Genomic DNA, 3432 nt, shown 5'->3' on the forward strand with positions numbered 1-3432 from the left:
GCGGGCCTGACGAGCGCGCTGGGCCGGGACGGCGCGGTTCTGGGGGTGAGCCTGACGGGGGCGGTCGCCGCGGGCGTGCGGCTGTCGGTGGGCTACACCGGCGATGTCCGCCCCGGCGCCACCGCCCAGGTGTTCACCGCTGGCCTTCAGGCCGCGTGGTAGAGCATCGACGGACCTTCGAGCGTTCCTAGCTAGCCTTACGATCGGCGGATGCATGTCGTCGCCCGCCGATCGTTTACGTGGCCTTTTCCCCCGCATTCGGCCGGCATAGCCTCCGACGCATCATCCGATCGTGTCACTCTCCAGGTCGGCCTCCTCGTCGACCATGCGGCCGGGGCTCACGCTCGGCAGGTACCGATCGCGCTCCACGGTGAGGGCGGCGTTTCGAGTGTGCGGCCGCCTCCAGCACTCGCCCGTCGTCGGCATCCAGGCGTGCGGGCGACCTGCTACTTCGACACCCACGCATCTTCGGCCCAGATCTGCCCGTGCAGATCAGAAGCCAATGCCGCAGCTATCGCCTGCTGTGCTGTCGCCGTGTCGAGATCGGAGGCGACGACGGCGTCCTCCCCCTCGGACTCGGCGGGCCCTACCGAGAAGACCTTCTCCTTGCCGGTATCGACAAGTCTCGCATCGACACCCCGGAGCTGGACGTAGGAGACGGACTTGTCCTGAGGATCCTGCCACGCGGTAGCCCGGAGCGAGATCGCTTCCTGAGCTCCCATCGGATCCAGGTAGGACACCTTGCGGGTGAGGGCCATCTGGATCTCGCCTCGCCCGGCGTCCTTGCCCGACGAGACGATCGTCGCATCGGGGATGGCCTTCGGCAATGCGCGACCGAGGGCGGCGATCAGATCGGCGTCGCCCGGCTTCGCCTTGAGCTTGACGAGCTGGGACTTGTCGGCGACCTGCCCGTATTCCGCAGTCGCCACTCCCGGGAGCTTCTTCACCTTCTCGAGGAGCGCGGGAGCTCTCTCCGGATCGACGTCGATCGAGATCGACGAGGTGCCGCCTCTCAGGTCGGCGCAGTTCGGGACCAGACCGGCGGGATCCATCCGGGCACCTTCAGTGCGGACCAGCTTCACCAGATCGACGACGTTCGGAAGCTTCGTCGTCACCGAGAGGGTTCCGGGATCGGGTACGGGCTTGTCGCTCACGTCTTCAGTCTCGTCCTCTGCCGTCGAACCGGAGGGCAACGCGGTCGGATCCTCCTCCGAGAACGTCAGGCCGGTGGCTGCGATGGCGACGCTATGGTCCGGAAGCTTCAGAGAGCCGTTCAGCTGCTGCTCGTCCTTCGAGCCGCTCCGCTTGATCGACACGGCGACCCGATCCCCCGCCGAGCTTGCTCCGGCTCCGGAGAAGTTCGCGCCGTCGGCCTTCAGCGGGATCACCAGACGGTCGACGCGCCGCGACAGGGTGCTTGTCGGGTAGCAGACGTCGATGCTCGCGTCGGTGATCTGGCTGCCCTGCGAGGTCAACTTCAGGACGCCGTCGATCAGATACGTCGCCGAACCGTCCAGGGACCCTTCCGAAAAGCTGAGGTAGCGGGTCGACGGCTGCTGAGGTTGCGGCTTCTTCGATTTGCCCTGGGCATTCGCCTGACCGCACAGTCCGATCAAAACAATCGTCGCCACCAGGAACCGCATGTGACCTCCCCAGGTCCGCCGATCATGTGCAGGGCATCATGCCCGACGTTGCGGTGCACGGCCACCCGATCGCGGGCCACGCATGTCGGGACAGCTTGATCGGCGACCGACGTCGGTCGTCGGTCGTCGGATCGTCCCGGATCCTGGCTGTCGGTGCCGAGAACCTCGGCCGGGGAGCGATCCGATCGAACGCCGCCTCCAAGCGCATCTCGCCGATCGTCCGGCTGTAGCCGCATCGGCCGAATGCTGGAGATGTCATGATTTGTGATGGCTCCGACCGCGGATATCTATGAATGTTGGACGTCGTCGCGAGACATCAGTTCTCAATCAAAAGACTTCCCATTCCAACGAACGTAGCCTCCACCTCCGCCATGGGCATCCATATGGACCTTCGGGATGCGCTCGCGGCCTACCTTGACGTTGGCACCCAGCATATCGTGGGCCTTCTGGAGCAATGATCCGCGACGCAGATAGAACAGTACGGAGCAAACCTGCATGCCGCAATGACTGCTCCGTGAAATTTTTACCGGCACATCGGATCGCCTCGTGGGATATAATCAAGTCGGGCATGCCGTCACCATCGAGATCCCGCTCGATCAGGCCGGCGGGATCGATGCGCCCTTGACGACCATCGCACCCGTCATTGATCTCCTGCTTTGCCAAGTAGGCCGCCGCTCTTGATTCCGCCACAGCCGGCGCTGCAAAGAGCGAACCCATCAGGATCACGAAAGTCAGTCTTCCCATAAACATCGTACGTCTCCCGATAGTCGTCCCAAGCAGCCCGGAGTCAGCCTTTGCATTGACGCGACAGGCTTGACTTCGCCGATGCATAGCCGTGAGTCCTTACGGGCCACTTGGTGCGTTCGTCGAAGACGATGGCCGCTTTACCGCCCGAGCTCAGTAGTTCATCTATGTCCGGTCGCAACGGCCAGCTGTACAGCTCGTTGTTGGTCCTCGGCAGTACGGTCAGCTTGATCTGTCGTCCGGCAGCGGAGAGGGATAGCGTATCTCCAGCGCTTAGACCATTCTCGACGGAGTAGATCTCGAAGGACCTTTCGCCACCGCGCCGGCACGAGACGAATATGCACAGATTGGAGGAGACGCAGGAGGTGAACGCAGGATACGGAGTTCCTTTTGCCGGCTTCCACCCCGAGTTCGCAACCTGGACGCAGCACAGCATGAATAGGAGGGCGACCGCCCCCGATCTGGTTGACATGATATGGTCCCTACTCTGTTGAGATCGCGTCCATTTTCACGATTTTTCCCGCTGCGCCGCAGAACAGAGCCTTGATCGTCACGGTGCGGCCGTTGCGGATCAATGTGGAATATCTATCGCGAGTAATCGCTTTCTGGCGTGGATCGGGAAAATCGTACAAAGCGGGTACGTTGATGTGCTGCTCGCCGCCTCTTTGGTTAAGTGTTAATCCGCGTACCGTTCCCTGCTCGAATGTTAGATCGCTGATGCGGCCGCGCAAGGCCATCGAAGAACAGTCCTTCGCCGGCGACAGGTTAGACATCGAGACAATTTTGCCGTCGACGGAACGATTCACCCTCATATCCGCGAAAACGACGCTGGATCCGGCGGTATATAGCAGAAATGAACCTAGATATTTTCCTATGCAACAACTTGCGGCTGGCATCGAAAGCTCCGTAGACGCGTATTCAAAGCAAGATTTTCGATCGCGATCCGCAGCGTGGCCTGCCCCCATGCGGTGGCCCAGGTTCGAAGTTAGTGCATCGTCGGTCGCGTGACGATGGCTGGGCGAGCGAGCGGCGCTGAAGTGCTCGG

Annotated in this window: 2 protein-coding genes; both read right to left on the reverse strand. The window is 62.2% G+C overall.

The genetic code is table 11. From position 1 onward, the window contains the following. Positions 1-446: 446 nt before the first annotated feature. Positions 447-1643, reverse strand: a complete 1197-nt coding sequence (locus BM419_RS31490; protein ID WP_091928767.1) for a hypothetical protein — start codon at positions 1641-1643, stop codon at positions 447-449. Positions 1644-2869: 1226 nt separating this feature from the next. After that, the coding region (locus BM419_RS32735) for a hypothetical protein (RefSeq protein ID WP_210188188.1) at positions 2870-3432 on the reverse strand (563 nt) is incomplete at its 5' end.

It is taken from the genome of Methylobacterium sp. yr668, from assembly GCF_900116245.1.
GTDB lineage: Bacteria > Pseudomonadota > Alphaproteobacteria > Rhizobiales > Beijerinckiaceae > Methylobacterium.